The following is a 24386-nucleotide window of genomic DNA, read 5'->3' as shown; positions in this document are numbered from 1 at the left end:
GCCATACGTCCGATGAGAACGTAACTTGGTACGCGCGTGCAAGTTTTTTTCGCGAGTTACGGGTCACCCGGTCCGGGGGGTTTTCTTGACTGACTCCAGATAAGACGAGAGGGTGGTGGGGACTGACCGCTCACCACCACGAACCAGGAGGCACCGGCGTGACCCTGCCGACCACGAACAACGTGGGCATCCCCGTCGCGAGCGACAACGACTCCCTGACGGTAGGCGCCAACGGCCCGATCCTGCTCCAGGACCACTACCTGATCGAGAAGAACGCCCAGTTCAACCGCGAACGGGTGCCGGAGCGTGTCGTCCACGCCAAGGGCGGCGGTGCGCACGGCTTCCTCGAGGTCACCGAGGACGTCAGTCAGTTCACGAAGGCCGCGCTGTTCCAGCCAGGCGTGCGCACCGAGAGCCTGGCCCGCTTCTCGTCGGTCGCCGGCGAGAACGGCTCGCCCGACACGTGGCGCGACCCGCGCGGCTTCGCGGTGAAGTTCTACACCTCCGAGGGCAACTACGACCTCGTCGGCAACAACACCCCGGTGTTCTTCATCCGCGACCCGATCAAGTTCCCCGACTTCATCCACTCGCAGAAGCGCCGCGCCGACAACCACCTGCGCGACCACGACATCCAGTGGGACTTCTGGACGCTGCGGCCCGAGTCCGCCCACCAGGTCACCTGGCTGATGGGCGACCGCGGCATCCCGTCGAACTGGCGGGAGATGGACGGCTTCGGCTCGCACACCTACCTGTGGGAGAACGCCGGCGGCGAGAAGTTCTGGGTCAAGTACCACTTCAAGACCGACCAGGGCATCGGCTACCTGTCGCAGGCCGACGCGGACCGCATCGCGGGCGAGGACTCCGACTACTACATCCGCGACCTGTTCAAGAACATCAAGCAGGGCAACCACCCGAGCTGGACGCTGTACGTCCAGGTGATGCCGTACGCCGAGGCCGCGGACTACCGCTTCAACCCGTTCGACCTGACCAAGGTGTGGCCGAAGGGCGACTACCCGCTGATCAAGGTCGGCCGCTGGGTGCTCGACCGCAATCCGGCGAACTACTTCGCGGAGATCGAGCAGGCCGCGTTCGAGCCGTCCAACCTGGTGCCGGGCATCGGCCCGTCGCCGGACAAGATGCTGCAGGGCCGTCTGTTCGCGTACCCGGACGCGCACCGCTACCGGATCGGCGCGAACTACACGCAGCTTCCGGTCAACGCGCCGAAGTCCCCGGTGAACAGCTACTCGCGTGACGGCGCGATGCGCTACAACAACCCGGGCGACCCGGTGTACGCGCCGAACTCCTACGGCGGCCCGCACGCGAGCGCGGAGATCGCCTCCGAGACCGCTTCGGGCTACGGCGTCGAGGACGAGGTCATCCGGTCGGCGTACAAGCTCCACGCCGAGGACGACGACTTCGGCCAGCCGGGCACGCTCGTCCGCGACGTGATGGACGACGCGCAGCGCGAGCGGCTCGCGAGCAACATCATCGGCCACGCCTCGAACGACGTCTCGCAGCCCGTGCTGGAGCGCGTCTTCGAGTACTGGCGGAACGTCGACAAGGACCTCGGCGACAAGGTCGCGGACGCCTTCCGCAAGTAAAGGACCTCTCTTCGAGAGGCCGCTCCCACCACGGAACGCCCCCGGTGCGCGCACCGGGGGCGTTCCCATGTCCCCACTCGCATGTGAAACCAGAAGTGGGCGTGGCGTGCGTGGGGGACACCCCGACTGGAGCAGTGCGACACGCCTGTCCGACGGAGTGATGAAGCCAAACGATCACCGTTTACACCGGTGTGGGTGAACGAGCGGCTCCACAGTGGAGATCGGTCACGGGTGGTCATAAAACGGCGGGAAAAGGATGATCTTCAGGGGGAAGCACAAGATTTCGACGTTAATCAATTGCGGGGGTCTTCCCCGGGAATGAATCCGGCACGTAAGGGTTAGAAATCGGTTCCAACCGGTGATCGGGTGGTGTTCGGCCGATACGGCGGGTATCGATTTACCTCGTCAGGTCCCAGAGGCCAGGAGGTAAGGAATGAAAGGCAACATTGCCCGGATGATTGCCGTGGTCGCCACCGGCAGTCTGTTGGCGGTGGCCTCGGCCGGCGCCGCGACGGCTGGTACCGATGGTGGAAAGGGTTCGTCGAACACGCAGGCGCTCGCCGCGCAGGTGCTGCAGATGCGGGACGGCCTCACCAAGGTGGCCTACGCCGGTGACGTCGCCACGACGCGGGCCGACTTGGACAAGCTGAGCCCCGTCCTCGGTGACATCGCCGCGGGCAAGCGCTACCAGATCCAGACCGAAACGCAGAAGCTCGGCGACCTGGCCCAGGGTCGCTCCGTCGAGTCCAGCAGGCTGCTGGCCGACCCGACCGCGAAGGCGCGTCAGCTGCCGCCGTTGCCGGTGCCGATCCCGTCGCTGCCGGACCTTCCCGGACCGCTGAAGATCGTCAGCGACCTGGTGAAAGCCCTGCTCACGGCCGTGACCGGCATTCTCGCGGGCCTGCTCGGCGGACTCCCTGTCCCGCCGCTTCCAGTGCCGCCCGTACCGCTTCCCACGCCTTAGGAGGCCGAGGGAGTCGTCAGGTTCCGCCGTGCAGGGCGGCGGGCCACGAAATGGGGGCCGGGGCCCGGGTGGGGACATTTCTCCCCATCCGGGCTCTGGCCGTCACCGGGGCGCGAGGCCCACTCGCAACGCTCCCGCCGCCTCGGCCGTCGCCTCGCGGAAGCGCCGCCCCACGCCGAGGAAGTTGAGGTACCCGTGGATCAGGTCCGGCTGGCGGCTGAGCGCCACCGGCACCCCGGCCTTCCGCAATTTCTCCGCGTAAGCCTCGCCCTCGTCGCGCAGCGGATCGAAACCGGCCGTCGCGATATACGCGGGCGGCAATCCGGAAACATCACCGTGCAGTGGTGACAGTTTCGGGTTGTACAGATCGGTGCCCTTCGGCACGTAATGTCCCTCGAACCAGGTCATATCCGAATCGGTGAGGAACAGGTCCTCCGCGAACAATTCCCGGGAGCGGCGGCGCACGGTGAAATCGGTCGCCGGGTAGAACAGCAGCTGGAACGCCGGGACCCCGCCGCCGCGTTTGACCGCCTGTTGCGCCGTCACCGCCGCGAGGTTCCCGCCCGCGCTGTCGCCGCCGACGGCGATGCGCGCCGGATCGGCGCCCAGGTCCCTCGCCTTCGCGAAGGCGTACTCGAACGCCGCGATCGCGTCTTCGGTGGCGCCGGGGAACCGTGTCTCCGGTGCGAGCCGGTATTCCACCGACAGGACCCGCACGCCCGCCTGTTTCGCCAGGTAGCGGACGCTGTTGTCGTGGGAGGCGCGGCTGCCGACCACCCAGCCCCCGCCGTGGAAGAACACGAGCAGCCCGGACGGGTCCGGCAGTCCGGCCGGGGTGTAGAGCGTGGCCGGCAGGTCGCCGTCACCCGTCGGGATGAGCAGTTCCCTGGTGGCGACCGGCTCGATCGTCGGTCCGCTCACCAGATGCCTGCTGGCCAGGAGCATGCTTCGCGATTCTTCGACGCTTCCCCGCACCAGCGATGCCTTCGCCAGCTTCTGCAGGCGAAGCAGGAGCTGGGCGTCCAACGCCAGTTCCTGTCCGTCCAGGCGTAGCGGCGGCCCGGCGATGGCCCGTCTGACCGGCCTCGGGAGCCAGAACGCCAGCTGCGAAAACGCGGCCTCGGCACGGATCTGGAGCGGTATCGCCATGCTTCCTCCTGGGGGCTTCCCGACAGGTTACTTTCGAGTAGGTATGCCGTCCAGCGGGAACGGGGCCGTTGGGGCGAACGGGTGTGACGCAGGCCTCCGTTCCAGATCCTGGTCCTCCACTTAAGTAGAGGGGTTAGCCTCGAAAGCGTGACTTCGACGAACTCGGTGCATGTCCTCGGTATCGGCGGCTCTCTGCGGGAGGGCTCGCAATCCGAGCGCGCGCTGCGGATCGCGCTCGGCGGGGCGGCCGAGGCGGGAGTCACCACGGAGCTGATCTCCGGCCCCGAACTGGTTTTGCCGTTCTACGACACGGCGTTGGACGAGCGGCACGAGCGCGCCACGCGGCTGGTCGAAGCGATCCGCCGCGCCGACGGGATCATCGTCGTGTCGCCCGGCTACCACGGTGCGCTTTCCGGCCTGGTCAAGAACGCCCTGGACTACGTCGAAGACCTGCGCGACGACGCCCGTCCGTATCTCGACGGCCGCGCGGTCGGCCTCGCCGCCGTCGCCTACGGCTGGCAGGCCGCGGTCACCACACTGGAGCAGCTGCGCACGATCACGCACGCGCTGCGCGGCTGGGCCACCCCTTTGGGTGGTTCGATCAACACCGCGGAGACCAAGTTCGACGAAGCGGGCGGCGCCTCGGACGAGAAGAGCGTCCGCACCCTCCGCCTGATCGGAAGCCAGGTCGCCGAGTTCGCGCTGAGTCGCGCGGGTCACTAAGTCGTTTGTTCCGGTCATCGTCCGGGTAATTCCCGGACGTGATGCCTGCCATGGGGTGGCAAGGTTTCGCGGTTGCGGGACGTTGACACCGAAGAGACGCTCAACGGGGCGTGTCTTGAGACCAGGAGGTAGGCGAAGAATGGCTGAGGCTCTGTACACCGCTGTGGCCACCGCTCGCGGCGACGGCCGCAACGGTGAGGTCACGTCTTCCGACGGCGTCATCGACGAGTCGCTGGCGATCCCGAAGGAGATGGGCGGCCCCGGCGGCGACAAGACGAACCCCGAGCAGCTCTTCGCCGCCGGCTACTCCGCCTGTTTCCACTCCGCGCTGCAGCTCGTCGCGCGCCAGGCGAAGGTGACGCTGGACGGCTCCACCGTGACCGCCGAGGTCAGCGTGCTCAAGCAGGGCGCGGGCTTCGGCCTCGGCGTGGCACTCAAGGTTTCGCTGCCCGGCCTGGAGCAGGCGCAGGCCGATCAGCTCGTCGAGCAGGCGCACCAGGTGTGCCCCTACTCGAACGCGACCCGCGGCAACATCGAGGTCGCCCTGTCCGCGACGGTCTGATCCCGGCCGCGGCAGGTCCATCCCGAACCGACTGATTTCTGAAAGGAAGACCGGAAAATGGGCAAGTCTCCGATCCAGAGTCCGTTGAGCGAAGCCGACAAGGAGATCACCGGTAACGCCTTGCAGGCCACGCTGGTGGATCTGGTGGACCTGTCGCTGATCGCGAAGCAGGCCCACTGGAACGTCGTCGGCGCGAACTTCCGCAGCGTGCACCTCCAGCTCGACGAGCTGGTCGACACCGCGCGCCAGTACGTCGACGAGGTCGCCGAGCGCGCCAACGCCATCGGTGTCTCGCCGAACGGGCAGGCGAAGGCCGTCGTGGAGAGCTCCGGCCTGCCGGACTACCCCGACAACTGGCAGTCCGTCGAGTCCACGGTCGCCGCGATCGTCGGCATCCTCGCGGCGCTGATCGAGCGGCTGCGCAAGCGCATCGACGAGACCGACAAGAGCGACCTGGTCACCCAGGACCTGCTCATCGCGATCACCCAGGAGCTCGAAAAGGCGCACTGGATGTGGCAGGCGCAGCAGGCCTGACCCTCACCCCTCGTGAGTGGTAAGGACGGTTCTAACCGTCCTTACCACTCACGAGCCGCTACGTTCGATCCATGGTGCTGCACAAGGGAACCGCGTCCGATCCGGACCGCAAGACCGGGGCCAACCCGCTGTACGCCGGCGCGTATCCCGCGCTCGCCGCGAACATCCGTCTCCCGCACGACAGCCTCGCCGAAGACCCGCTCCCGCCCGACACCGCGCTCCAGCTGGTGCGCGACGAGCTGATGCTCGACGGTAACGCCCGGCTCAACCTCGCCACGTTCGTCACCACGTGGATGGAGCCGCAGGCCCGCGAGCTGATGGCCGAATGCGTCGACAAGAACATGATCGACAAGGACGAGTACCCGCAGACCGCGGAACTCGAGCGGCGCTGCGTCAACATCCTCGCCGATCTGTGGCACGCGCCCGATCCCACCGCGATCATGGGCTGTTCCACCACCGGTTCGTCGGAAGCCTGCATGCTCGCCGGCATGGCGCTGAAGCGCCGCTGGTCGAAGCTGGGCCGCACCGGCAAGCCGAATCTGGTGATGGGCGCGAACGTCCAGGTCTGCTGGGAGAAGTTCTGCGAGTATTGGGAGGTCGAGCCGCGGCTGGTGCCGATGGACGGCGACCGTTTCCATCTCACCGCCGACGAGGCGATCGCCCGCTGCGACGAGAACACGATCGGCGTCGTCGCGATCCTCGGGTCCACTTTCGACGGCAGCTACGAGCCGGTCGCCGAGATCGCCGCCGCGCTCGACGGCCTGGCGGAACGCTCCGGCTGGGACATCCCGGTGCACGTCGACGGCGCTTCGGGCGCGATGATCGCGCCCTTCCTCGATCCGGATCTGAGCTGGGACTTCCGCCTGCTGAGGGTGGCGTCGATCAACACCTCCGGGCACAAGTACGGGCTCGTCTACCCCGGCGTCGGCTGGGTGCTGTGGCGCGACAAGGAGGCGTTGCCGGAGGAGCTCGTCTTGAACGTCAACTACCTCGGTGGCGACATGCCGACTTTCGCGTTGAACTTCTCCCGCCCCGGCGCCGAGGTGGCCGCGCAGTACTACACGTTCGTCCGGCTCGGCCGCGAAGGTTTCCGTGCCGTGCAACAGGCTTCGCGTGACGTCGCGACCCAGCTGGCGGACGGGATCGCCGAGCTGGGCCCGTTCCGGCTGCTGACACGCGGTGATCAGCTGCCCGTGTTCGCCTTCACGACGAAGCCGGACGTCGAGGGCTTCGACGTCTTCGACGTGTCACGGCGGCTTCGCGAGCGTGGCTGGCTCGTCCCGGCGTACACGTTCCCGGAGAACCGGACCGACCTCGCGGTGCTGAGGATCGTGGTGCGCAACGGTTTCACCCACGACCTCGCCGATCTGCTGCTCGCCGATCTCCGCCGCCTGCTGCCCGAGCTCGATCACGGCCCGCGACGGCGGACCGCGTTCCATCACTGAGCCGGGTGCCCTGCGTCACGCCGGATTTCCCCTGGCCCTACCGGCGCGTAACGTCGGGGGGTATGGGAGTCGCCGGAGACGAACGTCGTGCGTTGAGCGAGCTTTTCGAAGAGGTCGGCCCGGACGCGCCGACCCTGTGCGCGGGCTGGAAGACGCGGGATCTCGCGGCGCATCTGCTGGTCCGCGAGCGGCGGCCCGACGCGGCGCCCGGCATCCTGGTGCCCGCGCTCGCTTCGTACACGCAGCGGGTGCAGGACTCCTACGCCGCACGGCCGTGGTCCGAGGTCGTCGGCAAGGTCCGATCCGGCCCCGCCTGGTACTGGCCGACGTCGATCGGCGCGGTCGACGAGCTGGCGAACAGCGCCGAGTTCCTGATCCACCACGAGGACGTCCGCCGGGGACAGCCCGGCTGGGAGCCGCGCCCGGCGGACTCCGCACGGGACGCGGCGGCGTGGAAGTCGGCGAAGCAGGCCTCGAAGCTGAACCTGCGGAAATCACCGGTCGGCGTGATCTTGAAGACCCCCGAAGGCCGCGAAGCGCGGGTGAAGGAAGGCCCGGACACGGTGACGGTGATCGGCGCGCCGATCGAGCTGCTGCTGTTCGTCTTCGGCCGTGACGCCGCCAGGATCACCTTCGAAGGTGACGCCTACGCCGTCGACCGTCTGCGGAAGCACGACCGCGGGCTTTAGAGTTCCGCCCATGCCGATGATCAGTGTTTCGATGTTCCCCGGCCGCACGGCCGAGCAGAAGCAGGCCCTCGTGCGCGAGGTGACCGACGCCTTCGTCCGCACCTGTGGCGGCAACCCCGAAGGCGTCTGGGTGACCATCAACGAGATTCCCGCCGAACACTGGGCGTCCGGCGGGACTCTCTTCTCCGAACGCTGACTCCGTTCGCCGGGGTCAGCGAAGCCCGACGGCCCGCAGCGCGAAGAACACCTCGATCGCGGTCTGCTTGATCGTCTCGGCGATCACCAGCGACCCGTGGCCCGCGTCGAACCGGTAGAACTCGAACGGGATCTCCCGTTTCGCGAGCCTGTCGAGGTAGTTCTCGACCTGCCGGATCGGGCAGCGCGGGTCGTTGTCCCCGGCGAGCACCAGCACGGGCGCCGTCACGGCCTCGACGTAGGTGATCGGCGAGCATTCCCGGTACACCGCCGGCACCGTCTCCGGCGAACCGCCGAACAGTGCCCGGTCGAACGAGCGGAGCTGCTCCATCTCGTCCTCGTACGCGGCGACGTAGTCCGCCACCGGCACCCCGGCGATTCCAGCCGCCCAGCGCGCGGGCTGGGTGCCCAGCGCCAGCAGGCTCAGGTAGCCACCCCACGAAGCACCGTTCACCACGCACTTCTCCGGATCTGAGAGTCCACTTTGGACGGCCCAGTCGTGCACGGCGGCGACGTCTTCGAGCTCGGTCAGCCCGGGACGGCCTTCGATGGCGTCACGCCAGGCCGAGCCGTACCCGGTCGAGCCGCGGTAGTTGACCTCGACGACGGCGAATCCGGCGTCGAGCCAGACGGCGCGGTATGCGGAGAAGCGGTCCTCGTCGGCCGAATGCGGCCCGCCGTGCAAGGAGAAGACCGTCGGAAGCGGACCTTCGGGCGCGTCGGCCGGACGCGAGACCAGTGCGTGGATCTGCCCGCCGATCCCGTCGACGAACGCGTCCGTGACCGGGGCGGACTCCGGGGCGCGCTCGCCCGGAGGTTCGAGGAGCACGGAGTCTTCGCCGCTAGCTGTACGCGCGCGCACCGCCGTCGGTTGCGCGGCACTGGACCACGAGTACTCGACCGTGCCGTCGGGCCGCACGCCCGCGCCGCCGATCCGGCCGGGCGGAGTGTCCAAAGAGGACAACTCGCCGGTCGAGAGGTCGTACCGGTGCAGGGAACTGCGGCCTTGGTGGAAGTGCACGACCAGCAATGCCGTCGCGTCGGGGTACCAGCCCGCGACCACCTCGCCGGGCAGATCCAGCTCGATCTCCTGCTCGGTGTCCGCGGCGGTGTCCCAGATCAGGAGCTCTTCGCGGCCGCGCCGCTCGTGCAGCACCAGCAACCGCTGATCGCCGGCGACCGGCGAGTACTCGAGCGCGCCGAGGCCTTTGCCCTCGCCGCCCCATTTGTCGGCGATCGTCGTGAATCCGTCGGTGGACAGGACACGCAGCGCGGGGTGGCGCGAATCACCGTGCTCGGAGTGGGAGATCGCGAGCAGCGACTCGTCGCGGGACAGCGAGGCGATCCCGGCGTCGTCTTCGTGGCGGTAGAAGGAGGTGGTCTCGCCGTCGATGTGGGCGAAGAGCTCGCTGCCGTCGTCGGTCGAGACGCCGACCGCGACCACCCGGGTGCCGATCTCGAGCCCGGCGGGGTAGCCGTCGTGGACGTCGGGCACCGCGCGCTCGGCGGCGGCGCCCGGCGCGAACGGTTCGCGGACCCAGGAACCGAATTCGTCACCGTCGGTGTCGTTGAACCACCAGATCCAGCGGCCGTCGGGGGACGGGGTGGCGTGCATCGTGCCGTTGGGCCGATCAGTGACGCGGCGGTGCTCGCCGGTCGACCGGTCCCAGGAGTAGACCTCCCAGACACCGCTGGCGTTGGAGACGTAGACGTTCGCGTCGGGGGCGTCGATGGCCCACTCGGGGACCGAGATACGCGGCGCGTGGAAGCGGGCCCGCCACCTGCGCTCGGCTTCGGCGTCGTCGAACAGGCGGTCCGGGACCGCCGCGGACGGATATTCAGTGCCTGACTGCGTGCTCACCCCTCGATCCTGCCACTCGGGAGCCGTACTGTGTGCGGGGTGCTGGAGGGAAACGCGCCACGCGCGCGGTCCGCGCGTCAGGCGGTCGAACGGGCCGTGTTCGCGCAACCGCTGTTCGGGCCGGGGATGGGGTGCGTCGACGTCGGCTGCGGGCCGGGTTCGATCACCCTCGGTATCGGCGACGGGCACAGAAAGTCCACAGTGGACTTCCTGGTGGCGGAGGCGTGCGCGTTGCCGTTCGCCGACGATTCCGTGGACGTGGTCTTCGCGCACGCCGTTTTCGAGCATCTGAAGGAGCCGGGTGCCGCGCTGAAGGAGTTCCGGCGCGTCCTCAGAACGGGTGGCACCCTCGCACTGTCCACATCGGACTGGAGCCGGGCGCGGCTGCGGCCGAAGACGGCGAACGTCGACGCCGCCCTCCGCGGCCACTATCTGCTGTGGCGCCGCGCCGGCGGTGATCCGTTCGCCGGGCGCTCGCTGCCCGCCGCGGTCGCGGCCGCCGGTTTCACCGACGTACGAACGAAAATCCGCTACCGCACGGACACGACCTACCGTGCGCTGGCGACGTCCGTGGAGGCGGGGCTGGTGACGGCGCTGGAAACCGCGACGACCCCGGACCGCGACCAGCTCGCCTCGGCCGCCCGGTCGGCGTGGTCGTGGGCGCGCTCGGGGGATGGGGATTTCGCGCAGTGCTGGACCGAGTTGCTCGCCACCCGCTGAGCGTTTCGCGGAACCCCTCGGCCTTCTGCCCCCTCGGTTGTCCACAGCCGCTCACCGTTGTGGACTACTGACCTCGCCGCCCCCTCTTTCGCCCAGTCCTGACGCCCCTCGGCGATACGCTGGAGCCGGGGTCGCCCCCCTGGGAGTGGCGGGGGCTGCGCGGGGCTCGTGTGTCTTGGGGAGGCCTGTCCTGAAGGGGGCCTTCAGGACACGTTCCCCATGTCACACCGGGACATCCGGCGCCGCGGAAGCCCGCAACGCGAAAGAGCCTTGCTCGCGAAGGCGAGCAAGGCTCTTTCGATCTTGCGTCGGGGTGGCGGGATTCGAACCCACGACCTCCTCGACCCGAACGAGGCACGCTACCAAGCTGCGCCACACCCCGGATACTTCTTAGCGGGTCGAGGAGAAGTTTAGCGGACGGTGTTTCGGGCTTTGCGGGGGGCTGCTTTCCGGTGGTTCTCGCTGGTCGTGCCCCGTGGGACGAGGGTCAGCAGGCTCGCCTCGGGCGGGCACGCGAAGCGGACCGGGGCGTACGGCGAGGTGCCCAGTCCCGCGGAGACGTGCAGCCACATCTGGGCGCCCCAGCGGGACGCGCCGCGGGCGCGGGTGCGGTCCAGTTCGCAGTTGGTGACGAGCGCGCCGTAGCCGGGGACCCGGAGCTGCCCGCCGTGCGTGTGGCCCGCGAGGACGAGGTCGTAGCCGTCGCCGGCGAACTCGTCGAGCACGCGGGGCTCCGGCGAGTGCGTGACGCCGATGCGGACGGCGGCCGCGGTGTCCACGGGGCCCGCGATGTCGGCGTAGCGGTCGCGGTGGAGGTGCGCGTCGTCGACGCCGGCGGTGAACACGTACTGGTCGGCGACCTCGATGGTGCGCCGGACGTGGGTGAGGTCGTTCCACCCGTGTTCGACGAAGGCCGCGCGGAGATCGCGCCACGGCAGGTGCTCGCCGTGAATGCGCTTCTTCTTGCCCTTCGGCATGAGGTAGCGCGCGGGGTTCTTCGGCTTCGGCGCGTAGTAGTCGTTGCTGCCGAAGATGAACACGCCGGGCCGGTCCAGCAAGGGGCCGAGCGCGCGCAGCACGGATGGGACGGCCTGGTGATGTGACAGGTTGTCACCGGTGTTGACGACGAGGTCCGGTTCGAGTTCGTCCAGCGCCGCTACCCAGCGTTGTTTGCTCACGTGCCCGGGCAGCATGTGCAGGTCCGAGATGTGGAGGATCGTGAAGGGCTTCGCCCCTGCCGCGAGGACCGGGAGCTCCGCGGTGCGAAGCGTCCACCGGCGCCTTTCGATACCGACCGCGTAACCGAGGGTCGCGGCTCCCAGAGCGACGGTTCCCACGGCCAAGCGCCGTACCGTCGCCCCCGAAGTGCTTTCGTTACTGAGCGTGCTCACAATGTCCAGTTTACGTGCTCTCCGGTGGTGATCGTTCGCCCCCATTCCAGCGATCTCGGTAAATCGCTGGAATGGCCTCTTTTCTTCACCTTCCGTGGTCGGCGCGCAGTGTCGCGATCGACCGACATGGTCTCGTCGACCGCTGTTCCCCGTTAGGCCGCCAGCCGGTCACTCAAAGTTAGAGCGGCGTGACACATCGTGATTCGCGCTGGTGAACATGACCCTCCCCAGTCAGCGTCCGCCGCCCAAGTACTTCGGGTCCGGAGCCGGCAACGGCAGCGGTTCCTGGCCTTCGAGGATCTTCGACATCGCCCCGAACCAGGTCTGCGCCGGCGTCTTCCCGCCGAACATGTTTTCGCAACCGCGAGTGGTCACGTTACCCGGGCCGAGGTAGCACAGGCCGCCGTTTCCACCCTTCGGACGGAACACCATCGCCGCGCCCGCGAGCTGCGGGGTGGCGCCGAGGTAGGTCCCCGAGCCGTTGCTCTGCGTCGTCCCGGTCTTGCCCATCACGGGCCGGTTCCACCGGGCGCCGTTCGCGGCGCCGAACGAGGTCCCGCCGGGCTGGCTGTCCCTGCTCATCCCGACCGCCAGAGTGTTGGCGAGACCTTCGGGCACCACCTGCTCGCAAGCGGCTTCCTTGACGGGCACCGGCTTTCCGTCCCGGTCGGTGACGCCGGCCAGCGGGGTCGGCGGGCACCAGACGCCGCCGCTCATGATCGTGGCGCCGACGTTCGCCAGCTCCAGGCCGCTCAGCGGAGCCGGGCCGAGGGTGAACGACGCGTTCCCGGCCCAGCCGGGCCGCGGGCCGAAGGCCTGCAGCTGGCTGGTGTTGGCACCGGGATTGTCGGACTTCGGATCCACCGCGCCACCGCCGAGGTTGCTGGCCATGGTGTCGCGCATGCCGAGTTTGCGCGCCATTTCCACGATCGGCCCCGTGCTCCCGATCTTCTCTTCGAGGGCCACGAACGCGGTGTTCGGCGAAGTCGCCAGCGCCTGCTGCATCGACATGGTGCCGCCCGCCGGGTTGTAGTCACCCGCGTTGCCGAGGCAGTACCAACGGGAGCGCAGCGGCGGTCCGGTCGGGGCGCACTTGGGGCCACCACCGGCGAAGATGTGCGAGGTGTAGAAGTCGGGCACCGGCAAGGGCGAGTTGATCCCGGCCACGCCTGCTTCCAGTGCCGCCGCGGCGGTGAAGACCTTGTACGCCGAGCCCGCACCGCCGGTGTTGTAGACGCCGGAAGGCAACGCGAACGTCGTCTGTCCCTGGTCTTCGTGCAGCCCGTAGTCACGGTTCGCCGCCAGCGCCACGACCTCATGCCGCTGTTTGCCCGGCTTCACCAGGGAAAGCGTGTTCGCGACGTTGTCCTGCGTCTTCTTGACCTGGGCTTCGGCCGACATCTTGGCCTCGTGGTTCGCCCGTTCGTCCAAAGTGGTCTTGATCTGGTAGCCGCCGGTGTAGAGATCGTCCTTCGTCATCCCGGACTTGAGGAGATAGTCCTCGACGTACTGGCAGAAGAAACCGTTCTCCGTGCCGGCACCGGTGCAGTTCGACGCGGGCTTCTGCGGGCCGCCTTCGACGACGCCGAGCGGCTCGGCCTTGAAGCGTTCGGCGTCCACCTTCGCGAGCTTCTGGTTGTCGACCATGCGGTCCAGCACCAGGTTGCGGCGTTCGGTCGCCTTCGCGGGGCTCTTCCACGGGTCGTTGACGATCGGGTTGTTCACCAGACCGGCCAGCAACGCCGCCTGCGGCACCGTGAGCTTCTCGACGGGCGTGTTGAAGTACGCGTTCGCGGCCGCGCCGACCCCGTAGATCTCGCGCGAGAACTCGACGACGTTCAGGTAGCCGGTCAAGATCTGCATCTTGTTCAGCTTGGTTTCCAGCTGGATCGCGATCCGGGCTTCCTTCAGCTTCCGGGCGACCGACTGTTCCTGTGCGCGCTTCTGGCCCGGCTTGTCGTCCCGGTAGACGACGTTGATCAGGTAGTTCTTGACGTACTGCTGGGTCAGCGTCGACGCGCCCTGCGTGTCCCCGCCGGTGCTGTTGCTGACCGCCGCGCGCAGCGTGCCCTTCCAGTCCACCCCGTTGTGCTCGTAGAAGCGCTTGTCCTCGACCGAGATCAGCGCCCATTTCATGGCGTCGTTGATCTGGGTCTCGGTGGTCGGGATGCGGTACTGCTTGTACAGCGTCGCGATCTGCTTGCCGGTGTTGTCCGTGATCGTCGTCACCAACGGCGGCGGGATGTCCGCTAGGTCCGAAGATGTCTTGTCGACGGTCTCGCTCGCCTGGTTCGACAGCACCCCCGCGGCACCCGCCACCGGGAACAACATCCCCGCGACCAGCACCCCCGCGAGCACACAAAGGCCAATGAGCTTCAGCAGACCGTCCGTTTTGCGCACGCGGACCAGGGTACGCGGATCCCGTTAGCCCACCGTGACGTCACCTAGCTGTAAGTGCGGATTCGGTCACGAAAGCGACCCCATGAGGTGACGGCTGGTAGTCGGAGGCATTCTAGGGCTTGGCGGAGGGAACCGAGGGCCCTTACAGTCCGTCAACGTCTCACGTATGAAAAAGCCGACAGACGGGTGAGTGCGAGCGGCAGTCGCATTCGGCCGAACGGAGGCACCGGCACCGGGGAGGTGTCGGCTCAACCGACGTGAGCACACAGGGAGACACGCTCATGGGGGCAGGAGCGCAGGCTTTTCGTCCCCCCGTGGTGTGTCGAACACCAGGGTAGGGAGCTGGGGGTATGGAAACCAACCAGTCGAGCTGGCGAGTCAATGCGTCGTGCCGCGACACCGATCCGGACGGCTTGTTCGTCCGGGGGGCGGAACAGAACCGGGCCAAGGCGGTCTGCCTCGGTTGCCCGGTCAGGACGGAATGCCTCGCCGAAGCGCTCGATGGCCGGATCAACTTCGGCATCTGGGGAGGTATGACCGAACGGGAACGGCGGGCGCTGCTGCGGCGGCGGCCGGACGTTTCCAGCTGGGCGGACCTGCTTGAAGCGGCGAAGCGCAGTTTCACCGGGATCGACGAAGAGGAAGACGTGCGCGTCCGAGTCTCGTGATCAGGGTTCCGTGAGTGACCCCTTCCCTGAGTCCAAGGTAGGGAAGGGGTCCTTCACGGAGCCTCAGGACTGGGTGGCGAGCTTGGTTCCGATGTCGCGCAGGCCTTCGAGATCGTGCACGTCACTGGGGAGCGCGGGCACCCGCACCAGCGGGACCTCGGGATGCGCCCGCGTGAACCTGGCGAGCAGCCGCGTCTCTCGATCGGCCAGCGCGACCCGGTCCGCGTGCAGGCGAAGGACGGCTTCGGCCAGCGGAGCGCTGGTCTCGCCCTTCGCGAGCTGCTCGGCGGCCGCGACGGCTTCGGCGCTGGACAGCGGGGCGAGCACCGGATGCGTCCGGTTCGCGACCAGCCCCGCCAGCGGCATGCTTTCTTCCGAAAGCCGCTCCACGAAATAGGACGCCTCGCGCAGCGCGTCCGGCTCCGGCGCGGCCACCACGAGGAACGACGTCCCGCCGGACCGCAGCAGTTCGGAGGTCTTGCGCGCGCGTTCGCGGAAGCCGCCGAACATGCTGTCGAAGGCCTGCATGAACGCCGAAGCGTCCGTCAGCAGCTGGCCGCCGATGATCGTCGAGACGGCCTTCGCGAACATCGAGAACCCGGCGTTGACCACCTTGCGCAAGCCCCAGCCGCCTGCCTTGGCCGGGCCGGTGAGCAGCCGGATCATCCGGCCGTCGAGCGCGGTCGAGAGCCGCGTCGGCGCGTCGAGGAAGTCCAGCGCGGACCGGCTCGGCGGCGTGTCGACGATGATCAGATCCCACTCGTCGGTGGCCGCGAGCTGCCCCAGCTTCTCCATCGCCATGTACTCCTGTGTGCCGGAGAACGACGTGGAAATGGTCTGGTAGAAGGGGTTCTGCAGCAGCTGCTCGGCGCGTTCCGGGCCGGCGTGCACGCGCACCATGTCGTCGAAGGTGCGGCGCATGTCGAGCATCATCGCCCACAGCTCGCCCTTGGGCTCGAAACCTTCGACCTGCACCTGCTTCGGGTGATTGCCCAGCTCGCGCAGGCCGAGCGCCTGCGCCAGCCGCCGCGCCGGGTCGATGGTGAGCACCACCGTCTGCCGTCCGCGTTCGGCCGCGCGCAACGCGAGCGCCGCCGCGGTGGTCGTCTTGCCGACCCCGCCGGAACCGCAGCACACGATGACCCGGCTCTCCGGATCGTCGATCAGCTTGTCGACCTCCAGGACGTCCGACATCAGCGCACCCCCTGCTCGGTCAGCGCTTCGGCGAGGTCGTAGAGCGCCGCGACGTCGACGCCGTCGGTCAGATCCGGCAGTTCGAGGCCCGGCAGGTCCGCTTCGGAAAGTTGCTCGCGGGCGCGCTGCTCGGCCGCGACCCGCACGGCGTGCTCGACGGTCTCCTCGACGAGCGCGTCAAGAGTGCTTTCGGGCAGGTCGAGACCGGCCGACGCGAGCCCGGCGCGGACGCGCGAGGCGTCGACACGGCCGTCCGCGGCGGCGGTCACCGAGCGGGCGGGCAGCCGCGGCGGGCGGACCCGGTTCACCAGCACGGCGCCGGGGCGCAGGTCGGCGCCGTCGAGTTCGGCGACCGCCTCGACGGTCTCCCGCACCGGCATCTCTTCCAGCAGCGTCACCAGGTGGACCGCGGTCTCACCGGAGTGCAGCAGCCGCACGACGCCGTCGGCCTGGCCCCGGATCGGGCCGGTCTTGGCGAGATCGGTCAGCGCCTTGGTGACGTCGAGGAACTTCACGACCCGGCCGGTGGGCGGCGAGTCGACGACGACGGCGTCGTACGTGTGGCGGCCGTCCGATTCGGTGCGGCCGACGCATTCCTTGATCTTCCCGGTGAGCAGGACGTCGCGAAGGCCCGGCGCGAGCGTGGTCGCGAACTCGATCGCGCCCATCCGCCGCAGCGTCCGCCCCGCGAAGCCGAGGTTGTAGAACATCTCGAAGTATTCGAGCAGCGCGGCCTCGACGTCGATGTGCAGGGCGCGCAGTTCGCCGCCGCCGGGGACGGCCGCGATGCGCTGCTCCGCGTACGGGAGAGGCTCGGTGTCGAAGAGCTGGGCGATGCCCTGGCGGCCTTCGACCTCGATCAGCAGCACTCGGCGCCCGCCCTTGGCGAGCGCGAGGCCCAGCGAGGCGGCGAGCGTGGTCTTGCCCGTCCCGCCCTTACCGGTGACGAAATGCAGCCTGGCTCTCGCGAGTTCGTCGGTCCAGCCGGCAAGGGGTGTGCTCACCGGTCCCACCCTAATTGAGCGATCAGCTCGCCAGCATCATGACGCCGAGCGCGGCCACGACCAGTCCTGCGACGCCCCAGGTCAGGACGCCGGGCAGCACCGTGAGCATCACCACACCGAGCAGCAGGAGGACGACGAAGGCCACCGCGCCGGTGACCGCGACCGTCGCCGAGTTGTTCGTGCGGTCCCGTGCCTTCGCCATCAGGACCAGCATCAGCGGCAGCCCGGCCGCGGCGAGCAGGACGGTCGCGATCACGCGCCAGGTCTCCACGGGACCTCACGTTAGCGTCGTGAGTGGCGTTTCGGGTTAGAGCCAACCGTGTCGTGGATATCTACTGGTGGTCTCGCGTGACTGGCTGGACGACACACGTGATCCGGCGGACGACACGCGTGTCTGGGCGGACGACTCACGGCGGAGGCTTCGCAGCGGTGTGTCGTCCCTCTGATCACGCGTGTCGTCCGTCGGATCACACCTGCCGTCCGATCAATCACGCGAAGGCGCCGTTCGGTACAGGTGGTCGTGAGTGGCGATTCGGGTTAGAACCCGAATCGCCACTCACGACCCACAGGACCGGTCAGCTCCCGATGGGGGTCGCGGGCACGCAGGGGACCGGCTTCGCGTGCGCCGGGTCCAGTGCGTTGAGGACGTGCCCGGCGGCGTTGCGGTCGGCGGCCACCCCGGCGTGCTCGGCCAGGTCCAGCAGGCAGCTGTCCTGCAGCACGATGTTCTTCACGTTCGGGCCGGAGCCCATGCCGCTCGTGTACGGGACGACGGCTTCGTCGTAGCGGGTCATGATGTTCGTGTAGGTCACGCCAGGCTGGAAGACGCCGTTGCCCGACCGCAGCTTCGTGAGGAACTCCGAACCGCGCAGGAACTGGCGGCACGAACCGCAAAGCGGGTCGAGGATGCCGTTGAATCCGGGCGCGAGCCCCAGCGCGCCGGCGAGTGCGTACAGATGCGAGGCGCCGAACAACGTCGTGCCGTTCCAGAGCGGGGTCAGGCTGACGTACTTGTCTACTTTGGACGCTCCGCCGAGGAACTTCACATAGTAAGAAGGCATCAGCGTGCCTTCGGAATGCCCGAGGATGTCCACCTTGGACGCGCCGGTCGCGCCGCGCACCTTGTCGATGAACGCGGAAAGCTCCTTCGCGCTCTGCTCCATCGGCAGCAGCCCACCGGGCTGGTAGATCGGCAGCGGCTCCCCGGGGACGCCGTAGGTGAGGGAGAAGACGCAGTACCCCTGGTTCTTGAGAAGCGGGCCGAACGTCTGCCAGTTCACCGTCTGGTTGGCGCTGAGGCCGTGGGTGAGCACCACCGGATTCGGATGGGCCGCGCTCGGACGGCAGCCGAAGTCGTTCGCGCCGGGTGGCGGGCCGCCGGGGTTCGCCGCTTGTGCGGGCAGTGCCGCGGCCAGCGTCCACGGGACGGGGAGTTCCTCGTCGGCGGTCGCGGGTGAAGTGCTGATCAGGGCAAGGGCCGCGGCCAGGAGGGTGGCGGCGAGGGACTTCGTCGTCCGCATGTCGGCGTCCTATCTACTCCCGAGTAGGTGTGAAGTGAACCACATCGACGGGAAAACGGCGAACCGGTCGCGAGAGGGTTTTCCGCATGTGTGTCGGGCGCTCTTGCCGGTTTGGCTACGCTCCCGGGCATGAGCGCCACCAAGTGGGAGTACGCGACCGTCCCCCTGTTGATCCACGCCACCAAGCAGATCCTCGACCAGTGGGGCGAGGACGGCTGGGAGCTCGTCACCGTGCTCCCGAACCCGACCGGCGAGCAGCACGTCGCCTACCTCAAACGACCGAAGAACTGAGGGCCTGAAGCCATGACCTGGAGCGATCGACTCGCCGAGCTCGGTATCGAACTGCCAGCCGTCGCCGCCCCGCTGGCGGCTTATGTGCCCGCTGTCCGCACCGGTTCGCACGTCTACACGGCCGGACAGCTGCCCTTCGTGAAGGGTGAGCTCGAAGCGACCGGCAAGGTCGGCGCCGAGGTCAGCCCCGAAGAGGCGAAGCAGTACGCGCGGACGTCGATCCTCAACGCCCTCGCCGCGGTCGACTCGGTCGCCGGCATCGACAACGTCGTGCGGGTGGTCAAGGTCGTCGGGTTCGTGGCGTCCGCGGAGGGCTTCACCGGCCAGCCCGCGGTGATCAACGGCGCGTCCGAGCTGCTCGGCGAGATCTTCGGCGAGGCGGGTATCCACGCCCGTTCGGCCGTCGGCGTCGCCGAGCTGCCGATCGGCGCGCCGGTCGAGATCGAACTGATCGTGGAGGTGAAGTGATGGACCCGGACATCGAGCGGTCCTCGCACGAGCTCCTGCTCCGGCTGGCCGGACGGCTGCCGGACCAGCTCTTGTGGCGGTTCCGTGACTGGCTGGGCGAGGGCGCGATGGGCACGCTCGCGCGCACCCTGCCCAGGTCTTTGCTTAAGCACAGGATCGACCTGGACCAAACCGAGTATCGCCTGCTAGTCGCCGGACTCATCCCTCACGGGGCCGACTGGCATCAGGTGAGTTCCACCCTGGGGGTAGACGACGTCACCGAGACCAGGTACACATTCACGCAGAGTGCGCCCGAATGGGTGAACTCCGTCGACTCTGTGTCCGTATTGATCCACGCGACGTTGCGGGGACGGCCGGATGTGGGTGAAGTGCGGCAAAGCTGGCGACACCTCGGTGTGGTCGGCGAGGGTGGGGCGAAACGAGTCCTCCTGGTCACGGCGACGAACGGCCTGCCGAGGCTGACCGGCGAACTGCAGCGCGTCCTGCGCGTGCTGGGTGACGAGGAGCCCGGCGTCGAGGTTCTCCCGCCGAGCATCGACCTCACCGGCTATCACCGCACCGCGCTCGCCAACTCCGAGCTGGTCTGCGTGGGCGCGGTGGACACCGGAAGTCGGCTGGTCGCCGCTTAACGCTCGCTCCACCAGGCGAGCCGGGAGGGAGCAGAGCAATGGTGGAGGTCCACGACGGCCCGCCCATGGACGGGTTCTCGGTGCCCCTGCGCCTGCACAACCTGTTACTGGCCCTGGCGGGTCGTATCGACGACAGTGCTTTGACCGAAGCGCGTGAGCTGATCGCGCGTGCGCACATCGACGAAGCGGTGGAGCTCACCACCGGCACCCTGATCGCGGGGAAGATCCCGGTGAGCTCCTCCGAACAGCGCGAACTCGCGCTCGTCCTCGAGATGAGCCGGTCGGACGCCACCCTGGCGAACGACCTGCTGGTCGTCGAGGAGGACGAGCCGGTGCTCACCCACCGGTTCACCGGGGAGAACCAGCCCGAATTCGGCCTCGCCGAGGCGCTCGACCGCACCCTGCAGGTGCTGCCGGACGTCCGGTCGGTGCACGCGGTGTGGCGGAACACGCCGGCGGGCAGTGTGCCCGGCGCGCTGCCGCAGCGGGTGGTCCTGGTCGAGATCGGGCCCGAGGGCAACCCGCCCGCGGTCGCGTTCCGCGTGGACACCGCGCTTCGCCGCGCGGGCATCCGCTCGGTCGTCGAGGTCGCGGGCCCCGGCGTCGCGCGGTCCGCGTACCACCAGGCCGCGTCTTCGGCCGCGAGCCCTGTCTGGGTCGCCGGGAGTACCCACTCCAGTGACTTTCGGTCCGAACCGGTGACCCCGCCGCCCGCTCCCGCCCCGGCTCCCGAGCCGGTCAAGGAGCAGCCGAGCAGGCACGGGCTGCGGCCGGTGAGCGCCGGGAGCCACGAACCGGCCGAGCCGATCGCGCCGGTGGTGCCGATCGTGCAGCAGTCGCCCGCGGCGGCGACGTCGTCCTCGTCTTCGTCGGAGTCGGCACCGCCGCGCAAGTCGCGGGCGGAGACCCGTGCCGAGCGCACGGCCGATCTGACCCCGGCCGAGGTGGCGCAGCTTCGCCAGGCGCTCAAGGAGGACCCCGAAAAGGGCCGCGAGATCGCCACGGGCAAGCCGAGCATGCACGAGGTCGTCGAGCTGCCCGCTCTCGACCTCGACGATCCCAGCCTGAGCGAGCGCGACCGCGCGCTCCTGCGCGAGCTGCACGCCGAGCTCGCCGAACGGGAGCGTGCCGAAGCGGCGAAGATCCGGCTGAACGGTGCTTCGCGCAGCAGCGGCTGGTCTTCCTGACGAGCCCCACGCGTTTCGTCCTCTGAATGCGGTAGTTGCACGCGCAACGATCGCAACCAGAGGACGAAACGCCGTCTCCCAAGGGCGCTCAGCGCCCGACGGAGACTTCGTCGAGCGCCCTCTTTGGGCCGGAGGCCCCGGAAACTCGATGAAAGGGCGCCATCCGCACGCGACTCCGGTTGCCCGCTGGCGGCGCCCTTTCGGCGTGTTTGCGGCAGCGCTCGACAGACAGGCACAGTGTTAGGTTGCGGGTGTGGCTGAAGAACTGACATTCGACATCCCGGTGGGGGCCGGGGTGGGCACCCGCGCCAACGCCGACGGCGAGCCCGTGACGCCCAAGGACGCGGCGACCGTGATCCTCCTCCGCGACGGCGCCGAAGGCGTCGAGGTCTTCCTGCAGCACCGCGTGAAGGGCATGCCGTTCGCGGGCGGGATGACCGTCTTCCCCGGCGGCGGCGTGGATTCCCGCGATGTCGACACCTCCGTGAGCTGGGCGGGACCGGAGCCCGCCTGGTGGGCGGAGCGCTTCGGCTGCGACGAGTCGCTGGCCCGCGCCCTGGTGTGCGCGGCCGTGCGGGAGACGTTCGAGGAGTCGGGCGTATTGCTCGCGAGCACCGGCGACACGGTCGTCACGGACACGACGCCGTACCACGACGCCCGCGAAAAGCTGGTCTCCCGCGAGCTCTCGCTCGCCGCCTTCCTCGAGGCGAACGGCCTGACACTGCGCGCGGATCTCTTGCGACCGTGGGCGAACTGGGTCACCCCGCCGCAGGAACCGCGCCGCTACGACACCTGCTTCTTCGTCGCCGTGCTGCCCGAGGGCCAGCAGGCGGACGGCGCCACCTCCGAGGCCGTCAGTTCCGGGTGGCAGCGGCCAGAAGAGGCCATCGCCGATGCCAAGGAAGGCCGCCGCATGCTCATGCCACCGACCTGGATCACGCTCGCGGAACTCGGCGAGTTCGACTCGTCGGCCGCGGCTCAGGCCGCCGAGCGCGAGATCTCGAAGATCATGCCGACGCTGGTGCGCGACGGTGACAAGGTCCGAGTCATCCTGGACCCGGCGTGAGCGCCCCCGCGTACGGCGTGTTGCGTCAGATCACGCTGACGACTTCCGTGCTGCTGGAGAACAATCCTTCGTCGATGACGTTGGAGGGCACCAATTCCTGGGTGCTGCGCGGGCCCGGCGCGTCCGGTTCCGTGGTCGTCGACCCCGGTCACGAGGACATCGAGCATCTGACGCTGCTGGCGGAGACCGGCGACGTCGAGCTGATCGTGCTCACCCACCACCACCCCGACCACGCCGAGGGCGCGCCCTGGTTCGCCGAGCGCGTCGGTGCCCCGGTGCGGGCCTTCGACGAGAAGCTCTGCATCGGCGGAAAGTCCCTTGTGGACGGTGAGGTGATCGAGGCGGGCGGTGTCCGGCTGTCGGTGCTGCACACGCCCGGGCACACCGGCGACTCGATCTGCCTGGTGTCCGACGGCCAGATCCTGACCGGTGACACCATCCTCGGCCGCGGCACCACCGTGCTGCACGACCTCGGCGACTACCTGCGCTCGCTACGGAAGCTCATCGGGCTGCCCGACGGCACCGTCGGCCTGCCGGGACACGGCCCGGAACTGCCCGATCTGGCCGCGACCGCGCGCGAATACCTGGCCCACCGGGAAGAACGGCTCGACCAGGTGCGTTCGGCACTGGAGAAGCTCGGCGCGGACGCCACCCCACGCCAGGTGGTCGAGGTCGTCTACGCCGACGTCGACAAGGCTTTGTGGGCGCCCGCCGAATGGAGTGTGCGGGCGCAGTTGGACTACCTGAGGTCGGAGGACGGCGAATGAGTGACGTCGAGGTCGAGTTCTACTGGCGCCCCGGATGCGGGTTCTGCGCCGCGCTGGAGTGGCCGTTGTCGAAGAGCGGCTTCAAGGTGAAGCGGGTCAACATCTGGGAGGATCCGGAGGCCGCCGCGCGGGTGCGTTCCGTGGCGAACGGGAACGAGGTCGTGCCGACGGTGTTCGTGGGCTCGAAGGCGATGGTGAACCCTTCGTTCGGGGAGATCGAGGCCGCCGTGAAGGCCGCCTCCGCCTGACTCATAGCGTCTGGGTGCGGGCGTCGCGTGGGGACGGGCGTCAGCGCGCCAGCATCGGCATCACGTAGTACGTCAGCTCCACATCGCCCGGCTCCACCGCGCGGATGACACAGGCACGCATCCCCGGCTGGATGTCGAGCCGCACACGTTCCCCGGCGAAACCCTGCAGGGCGTCCAGCAGATAGCGCGCCTGGAACGAGGGCGACGTCCGGCCGCCGGAGACCTGCGCCTTCAGCGTTTCTTCGGCCTCCCCGGTGTCCCGCTTCGAGCTGGCCAGCCGCAGGTGTGAGTCGCCGACCTCCAGTGTCAGCACCCGGCGATCGTCCGCGTAGACGCCGACGCGGCGCACGGCGGCGGCCAGTGCGTCGGCGGCGACCTCGACCTTCGTGTCCACAGTGGACGATTCGATCAGCTTCTCCGACAGGAAACCCGCGTCGAGTACGGCGGTGGTGACGGCGACGCCCGCCCAGCTCAGCCCGAACCGGGTGCCGTCGCCGTGCAGGCCGACGGGGCCGCGCGCCTGCTTCGCCGTCTCGGCGAGGAGGCCCGCCGGGACCAGTGCGTCGATCGGCTCGCCCGCGGAGCGCAGCGGAAGGGTGGCCACGGCCATCCGGTACCGGTCGGGCGCCGTCAGCCGCAGCTCGCGGCTGAAACTCTGCACGCGGACGCCGGTGAACATCGGCAGCGCGTCGTCCTTCGCCGCTGTGCCCGCGACCGTGCGCAACGCGGTCACGAGCGCGTGACCGTCCACTTCGGACACCTTCGGCGGCATGTCCGGGAGGTTCAGTTCGCGGCTCAGCAACGGCAGCGCGTAGCGCCCGCCTTCCACCCGCACGGCCAGCCGCGAACCCTCGACGACCAGGCGCACCAAGTCGTCTTCGAGCATGCGCAGCGTCTCCGCGAGGGGCCCGGCGGGGACGAGGACCTCACCATCGGTGTGGACCATGGCCTCGGCGGTCAGGCGGACGGCTCGTTCGCTGTCGGTGCCGCCGACGGTCAGCCCGTCCTTCCCGGCGCGCAGGAGCAGGCCGGAGCGGGCAGGCAGCAGCCGGGCGGCGGCGGAAACGGCGGACGAAAGCGGGCGGGTGGCGGCGGTCAGGTCCATGCCCG

The 24386-nt window shown here is 68.9% G+C and carries 26 protein-coding genes and 1 tRNA gene; 17 read left to right on the top strand and 10 right to left on the bottom strand.

From position 1 onward, the window contains the following. Positions 1-158: 158 nt before the first annotated feature. A complete protein-coding gene (locus AORI_RS79270; protein ID WP_016337906.1) occupies positions 159-1601 on the top strand; it encodes a catalase in 1443 nt (480 codons plus the stop codon). Between the two features lie 433 nt (positions 1602-2034). Then, a complete protein-coding gene (locus tag AORI_RS79265; RefSeq protein ID WP_016337905.1) occupies positions 2035-2565 on the top strand; it encodes a hypothetical protein in 531 nt (176 codons plus the stop codon). Between the two features lie 102 nt (positions 2566-2667). Here the strand turns inward: AORI_RS79265 and AORI_RS79260 are convergent, their stop codons facing one another. After that, complete coding sequence (locus tag AORI_RS79260; protein ID WP_016337904.1) at positions 2668-3714, bottom strand: alpha/beta hydrolase; 1047 nt, start codon at positions 3712-3714, stop codon at positions 2668-2670. A 147-nt stretch (positions 3715-3861) separates the two neighbouring features. Between AORI_RS79260 and AORI_RS79255 the strand changes: the two genes are divergently transcribed. The 6 genes from AORI_RS79255 to AORI_RS79230 all read left to right on the top strand — a co-directional run bounded on the left by AORI_RS79255 (position 3862) and on the right by AORI_RS79230 (position 7863). Continuing rightward, positions 3862-4437, top strand: coding sequence for an NADPH-dependent FMN reductase (locus AORI_RS79255; protein WP_016337903.1), 576 nt, complete (start codon positions 3862-3864; stop codon positions 4435-4437). 139 nt (positions 4438-4576) lie between these two features. Next, positions 4577-4999: an organic hydroperoxide resistance protein gene (locus AORI_RS79250; protein WP_016337902.1), complete on the top strand. Its 423-nt coding sequence runs from the start codon at positions 4577-4579 to the stop codon at positions 4997-4999. Positions 5000-5056: 57 nt separating this feature from the next. Beyond that, the gene (locus AORI_RS79245; protein WP_016337901.1) at positions 5057-5533 is read left to right on the top strand and encodes a Dps family protein; all 477 of its coding nucleotides are present in this window, start codon (positions 5057-5059) and stop codon (positions 5531-5533) included. Positions 5534-5604: 71 nt separating this feature from the next. Then, a complete protein-coding gene (gene gad / locus AORI_RS79240) occupies positions 5605-6978 on the top strand; it encodes a glutamate decarboxylase (RefSeq protein ID WP_016337900.1) in 1374 nt (457 codons plus the stop codon). A 62-nt stretch (positions 6979-7040) separates the two neighbouring features. Further along, positions 7041-7667 carry a TIGR03085 family metal-binding protein gene (locus AORI_RS79235; RefSeq protein WP_016337899.1) on the top strand — a complete coding sequence of 209 codons (627 nt, stop codon included), beginning with the start codon at positions 7041-7043 and terminating at the stop codon, positions 7665-7667. A 10-nt stretch (positions 7668-7677) separates the two neighbouring features. Then, positions 7678-7863 (top strand): 2-hydroxymuconate tautomerase, encoded by a 186-nt coding sequence (locus AORI_RS79230; RefSeq protein ID WP_016337898.1) that lies wholly within the window; start codon positions 7678-7680, stop codon positions 7861-7863. Positions 7864-7878: 15 nt separating this feature from the next. Here AORI_RS79230 and AORI_RS79225 read toward each other — a convergent pair whose 3' ends face one another. Next, positions 7879-9723 (bottom strand): prolyl oligopeptidase family serine peptidase, encoded by a 1845-nt coding sequence (locus AORI_RS79225; protein WP_016337897.1) that lies wholly within the window; start codon positions 9721-9723, stop codon positions 7879-7881. 39 nt (positions 9724-9762) lie between these two features. Here AORI_RS79225 and AORI_RS79220 point away from each other — a divergent pair, with 39 nt between their 5' ends. Next, positions 9763-10443 carry a methyltransferase domain-containing protein gene (locus tag AORI_RS79220; protein WP_043848440.1) on the top strand — a complete coding sequence of 227 codons (681 nt, stop codon included), beginning with the start codon at positions 9763-9765 and terminating at the stop codon, positions 10441-10443. 308 nt (positions 10444-10751) lie between these two features. On the opposite strand, the gene AORI_RS79215 is transcribed toward AORI_RS79220, so the two are convergent. The 3 genes from AORI_RS79215 to AORI_RS79205 form a co-directional block, all read right to left on the bottom strand. Then, positions 10752-10825 (bottom strand) — tRNA-Pro (locus tag AORI_RS79215). 28 nt (positions 10826-10853) lie between these two features. Then, the gene (locus tag AORI_RS79210; RefSeq protein WP_199750184.1) at positions 10854-11780 is read right to left on the bottom strand and encodes a metallophosphoesterase; all 927 of its coding nucleotides are present in this window, start codon (positions 11778-11780) and stop codon (positions 10854-10856) included. Between the two features lie 285 nt (positions 11781-12065). Next, a complete protein-coding gene (locus AORI_RS79205) occupies positions 12066-14234 on the bottom strand; it encodes a transglycosylase domain-containing protein (protein ID WP_016337894.1) in 2169 nt (722 codons plus the stop codon). Between the two features lie 350 nt (positions 14235-14584). Between AORI_RS79205 and AORI_RS79200 the strand changes: the two genes are divergently transcribed. Further along, positions 14585-14902, top strand: a complete 318-nt coding sequence (locus tag AORI_RS79200) for a WhiB family transcriptional regulator (protein ID WP_005166974.1) — start codon at positions 14585-14587, stop codon at positions 14900-14902. A gap of 63 nt (positions 14903-14965) precedes the next feature. On the opposite strand, the gene bagB is transcribed toward AORI_RS79200, so the two are convergent. From bagB to AORI_RS79180, 4 genes are all read right to left on the bottom strand, one after another. After that, complete coding sequence (bagB, locus tag AORI_RS79195) at positions 14966-16096, bottom strand: ATPase BagB (RefSeq protein WP_016337893.1); 1131 nt, start codon at positions 16094-16096, stop codon at positions 14966-14968. Further along, entirely contained in the window at positions 16096-17100 is a 1005-nt protein-coding gene (bagA, locus tag AORI_RS79190) for an ATPase BagA (protein WP_016337892.1), read from the bottom strand. Before bagA ends, bagB begins: the two co-directional genes overlap by 1 nt. A 22-nt stretch (positions 17101-17122) precedes the next feature. Beyond that, positions 17123-17371: a hypothetical protein gene (locus tag AORI_RS79185; RefSeq protein ID WP_016337891.1), complete on the bottom strand. Its 249-nt coding sequence runs from the start codon at positions 17369-17371 to the stop codon at positions 17123-17125. A 304-nt stretch (positions 17372-17675) separates the two neighbouring features. Further along, positions 17676-18620, bottom strand: coding sequence for an esterase/lipase family protein (locus tag AORI_RS79180; protein WP_016337890.1), 945 nt, complete (start codon positions 18618-18620; stop codon positions 17676-17678). A 129-nt stretch (positions 18621-18749) separates the two neighbouring features. On the opposite strand from AORI_RS79180, the gene AORI_RS83605 reads away from it, so the two are divergent. The 7 genes from AORI_RS83605 (at position 18750) to AORI_RS79150 (ending at position 23276) form a co-directional block, all read left to right on the top strand. After that, the gene (locus AORI_RS83605) at positions 18750-18911 is read left to right on the top strand and encodes a Sp36 family protein (protein ID WP_016337889.1); all 162 of its coding nucleotides are present in this window, start codon (positions 18750-18752) and stop codon (positions 18909-18911) included. 12 nt (positions 18912-18923) lie between these two features. Next, on the top strand, positions 18924-19379 hold the full coding sequence (locus AORI_RS79175; protein ID WP_016337888.1) for a RidA family protein: 456 nt from the start codon (positions 18924-18926) through the stop codon (positions 19377-19379). Then, on the top strand, positions 19379-20008 hold the full coding sequence (locus tag AORI_RS79170; protein WP_016337887.1) for a hypothetical protein: 630 nt from the start codon (positions 19379-19381) through the stop codon (positions 20006-20008). Before AORI_RS79175 ends, AORI_RS79170 begins: the two co-directional genes overlap by 1 nt. 38 nt (positions 20009-20046) lie before the next feature. Further along, positions 20047-21195, top strand: a complete 1149-nt coding sequence (locus AORI_RS79165; RefSeq protein WP_016337886.1) for a hypothetical protein — start codon at positions 20047-20049, stop codon at positions 21193-21195. Between the two features lie 253 nt (positions 21196-21448). After that, positions 21449-22261 carry an NUDIX hydrolase gene (locus AORI_RS79160; RefSeq protein ID WP_016337885.1) on the top strand — a complete coding sequence of 271 codons (813 nt, stop codon included), beginning with the start codon at positions 21449-21451 and terminating at the stop codon, positions 22259-22261. Beyond that, positions 22258-23028, top strand: a complete 771-nt coding sequence (locus AORI_RS79155; protein ID WP_016337884.1) for an MBL fold metallo-hydrolase — start codon at positions 22258-22260, stop codon at positions 23026-23028. Before AORI_RS79160 ends, AORI_RS79155 begins: the two co-directional genes overlap by 4 nt. After that, the gene (locus AORI_RS79150; protein WP_016337883.1) at positions 23025-23276 is read left to right on the top strand and encodes a glutaredoxin family protein; all 252 of its coding nucleotides are present in this window, start codon (positions 23025-23027) and stop codon (positions 23274-23276) included. The genes AORI_RS79155 and AORI_RS79150 overlap by 4 nt, the downstream gene beginning before the upstream one ends. A 40-nt stretch (positions 23277-23316) precedes the next feature. On the opposite strand, the gene dnaN is transcribed toward AORI_RS79150, so the two are convergent. Continuing rightward, positions 23317-24381, bottom strand: coding sequence for a DNA polymerase III subunit beta (gene dnaN, locus AORI_RS79145; RefSeq protein WP_016337882.1), 1065 nt, complete (start codon positions 24379-24381; stop codon positions 23317-23319). Positions 24382-24386: the final 5 nt, after the last annotated feature.

The organism is Amycolatopsis keratiniphila (assembly GCF_000400635.2).
GTDB classification, from domain to species: Bacteria; Actinomycetota; Actinomycetes; order Mycobacteriales; family Pseudonocardiaceae; genus Amycolatopsis; species Amycolatopsis keratiniphila.
The sequence above is the reverse complement of the archived record's forward strand: the minus strand, read 5'-3'. Positions and strand labels throughout refer to the sequence as shown.

Bases quoted from the DNA above. Each gene is read 5' to 3' on its own strand.
- AORI_RS79265 (WP_016337905.1), top strand. From the start codon at position 2,035: ATGAAAGGCAACATTGCCCGGATGATTGCCGTGGTCGCCACCGGCAGT.
- AORI_RS79260 (WP_016337904.1), bottom strand. From the start codon at position 3,714: ATGGCGATACCGCTCCAGATCCGTGCCGAGGCCGCGTTTTCGCAGCTG.
- AORI_RS79250 (WP_016337902.1), top strand. From the start codon at position 4,577: ATGGCTGAGGCTCTGTACACCGCTGTGGCCACCGCTCGCGGCGACGGC.
- AORI_RS79245 (WP_016337901.1), top strand. From the start codon at position 5,057: ATGGGCAAGTCTCCGATCCAGAGTCCGTTGAGCGAAGCCGACAAGGAG.
- gad (WP_016337900.1), top strand. From the start codon at position 5,605: ATGGTGCTGCACAAGGGAACCGCGTCCGATCCGGACCGCAAGACCGGG.
- AORI_RS79235 (WP_016337899.1), top strand. From the start codon at position 7,041: ATGGGAGTCGCCGGAGACGAACGTCGTGCGTTGAGCGAGCTTTTCGAA.
- AORI_RS79230 (WP_016337898.1), top strand. From the start codon at position 7,678: ATGCCGATGATCAGTGTTTCGATGTTCCCCGGCCGCACGGCCGAGCAG.
- AORI_RS79200 (WP_005166974.1), top strand. From the start codon at position 14,585: ATGGAAACCAACCAGTCGAGCTGGCGAGTCAATGCGTCGTGCCGCGAC.
- bagB (WP_016337893.1), bottom strand. From the start codon at position 16,096: ATGTCGGACGTCCTGGAGGTCGACAAGCTGATCGACGATCCGGAGAGC.
- AORI_RS79180 (WP_016337890.1), bottom strand. From the start codon at position 18,620: ATGCGGACGACGAAGTCCCTCGCCGCCACCCTCCTGGCCGCGGCCCTT.
- AORI_RS83605 (WP_016337889.1), top strand. From the start codon at position 18,750: ATGAGCGCCACCAAGTGGGAGTACGCGACCGTCCCCCTGTTGATCCAC.
- AORI_RS79175 (WP_016337888.1), top strand. From the start codon at position 18,924: ATGACCTGGAGCGATCGACTCGCCGAGCTCGGTATCGAACTGCCAGCC.
- AORI_RS79170 (WP_016337887.1), top strand. From the start codon at position 19,379: ATGGACCCGGACATCGAGCGGTCCTCGCACGAGCTCCTGCTCCGGCTG.
- AORI_RS79165 (WP_016337886.1), top strand. From the start codon at position 20,047: ATGGTGGAGGTCCACGACGGCCCGCCCATGGACGGGTTCTCGGTGCCC.
- AORI_RS79150 (WP_016337883.1), top strand. From the start codon at position 23,025: ATGAGTGACGTCGAGGTCGAGTTCTACTGGCGCCCCGGATGCGGGTTC.
- dnaN (WP_016337882.1), bottom strand. From the start codon at position 24,381: ATGGACCTGACCGCCGCCACCCGCCCGCTTTCGTCCGCCGTTTCCGCC.